Annotated in this window: 2 protein-coding genes; one reads left to right on the top strand and one right to left on the bottom strand. The window is 43.2% G+C overall.

Annotation, left to right across the window (positions count from 1 at the left end; translation table 11 throughout):
- Positions 1–167: 167 nt before the first annotated feature.
- A complete protein-coding gene (locus tag CWE11_RS11935) occupies positions 168–1214 on the bottom strand; it encodes a hypothetical protein (protein ID WP_126777849.1) in 1047 nt (348 codons plus the stop codon).
- Positions 1215–1431: 217 nt separating this feature from the next.
- On the opposite strand from CWE11_RS11935, the gene CWE11_RS11930 reads away from it, so the two are divergent.
- Complete coding sequence (locus CWE11_RS11930; protein ID WP_126777848.1) at positions 1432–1983, top strand: transposase; 552 nt, start codon at positions 1432–1434, stop codon at positions 1981–1983.
- The last annotated feature ends 122 nt before the right edge of the window (positions 1984–2105 follow it).

Raw genomic sequence — 2105 nt, 5'->3', positions numbered from 1 at the left:
CTAATTTCAGGGCTTCTGCTTTAAATTCTTGTGTGTGGACTTTGCGTGTTTTATTTGCTTTCATGATTCACCTCGTTAAGTGATTTTACTCACTTAGCTCGGTGTCCAAAAGTACTGGTACGGATCACGCCCCCCGCAAACGCATGAGCTCCTATCTGACCCGCTAACTAGTCTTGTCCTATGGCTAAGCATATACGTAGGGCCGGAGCGCGTGAATGACGAAGGTGACATTCATCCACGACTACTCCCTTTAACGATATCCAACCCTCGTCAAAAACAGTGTCTGACTGATTCAATACCCAAATAGCATTAGTGTCATCAAGCGTCGCTGCATGAAAGTTCGATAAAAATAGTGTTGCGCGCCCACGGTAATCCTTCTTTAAAAACCCAGAAAGCTGAACTTCCTGACCAAAGAATTGTTTAGGATCTTTAATAAAATCAACAAACATTGGATCTATCGATTCTTTCTCCACCAGTGAGATTTCTTCATCAAGTGGCAGGTTTGTGCTTCGAACATGTTCAAGATACAGACTATTAGATTCACCCTCATCTAGTTTAGAGGAGCGCAGCCTCCCCTCGATTCGAGCTGCCCCCTCCTGAAGAACTACCCCTTTGTTTACCGATGCGACTGGAATCCGAATTTTTCTAATTGATGGATCAGATTGCGGGGCTAAAAAATACCCGAACAGGCTGTTACCTTTGAGATTAAGAAAAACATTAACGATCACTCGATTAACTATGTAAGTACTAGGTTCATCTAACAATCTAATCATCGATACTTCATGAGGTTTCACAGGAAAATATCGACATACCAACCGGTCCTCATTCGTGAGTTCTTGCTGCTCCTTTAAGAGAGCGACCAACTCTATGGCTCTTTCTTCAAACTTTTCGACGCCAAACTGCCAACCACTTTCCAATGAATATGTTACTCCTTGAATGTCCCAGTAAGCTAACCAAAACCTACATTCATAGTCGGAGAGAACAAGGTCATCGTACTGATTTTCGAATAACGAATTCCAAGAGTAGCGAACCATTGCATGTTCAACGATAAGCTTCTCTAGTTGGTCAGGGTTCTCGACATAGTTAGAGAGGCTCGTGGTCAATTTTTTATAGTTAGCTTTATAAAAATCTGGGAATGGAGTATTTAGGTGGCTATCACGGTCAAATGACGCAACCATCAAAAAATAAATCACGATCGAAATTACTAGTTTCATGGTCAATTCCTGCATAGGCCCGTGCATACATCAGTCGCTTTTTCTTGATGATAAACGCTTAACGTATGAGTTCCTGTTCCACCCACGAGCCCCCGAGATAAATAACTAAATCGCCAGCGTCTTTGATCGGCCCACTGCGTATCTGCACCAGCCGTAAAGGACGCATTAGATTTACCATGTGAATGCCAATCAGCAATGGTGTCGCTCGGAATTTCCAATGTCTGTAGTGGCAGCACTTGAGAAAGACCGGCTGCGAGAATCAAACCGACTTGAAGCCTGCAGTATTAGCGATTCCAACGAAAGAGTTACCACCTCCATCACGCGGCTAATAGCAATAATAGATGAAGAAATACGCTCTATCGAGTGTGAGATCGATACTATCATTGCATCAGACCCCATAATGAGTAAGAAACATAAACTACTGCAAAGTGTTGTTGGTATTGGCAAAGTTATGTCTCGAGAGCTTGTCTATCTGTTCAGCGCGAAGCACTTTCGCAGCGCAAAACAAGCAGCTGCGTTTATTGGGTTGATACCTAGATTAAATGAATCAGGAAACCTAAAAGGTCGAACGACGTTGAGCAAGGTTGGACCATCAAGAATAAGATCAAAGCTCTTCTTGGCCGCAGTTGCTGCTGGTACTCACAACCCAGACATTAAAGCTCAGAAATGCCGATTGCTAGCAGCAGGGAAAACAAAGATGCAAGCATTGGGAGCAGCAATGCGAAAGCTGATTCACATTTGCTACGGGGTCATAAAAACAGAAACCTGAATTCAGATAATAACCGCAACACTCATGTAATGGGATAGGTCGAAAGGAGGTCAGCTACCGACATGTGGTAGTCTTACTTTTCGACCAAAAAAAGTGAGTTCCAACATGAGTTATCGGCAGCT

The sequence above is a fragment of the Aliidiomarina sanyensis genome, assembly GCF_003987175.1.
Lineage (GTDB): Bacteria > Pseudomonadota > Gammaproteobacteria > Enterobacterales > Alteromonadaceae > Aliidiomarina > Aliidiomarina sanyensis.
This window is presented reverse-complemented; position numbering and strand designations above follow the sequence as displayed.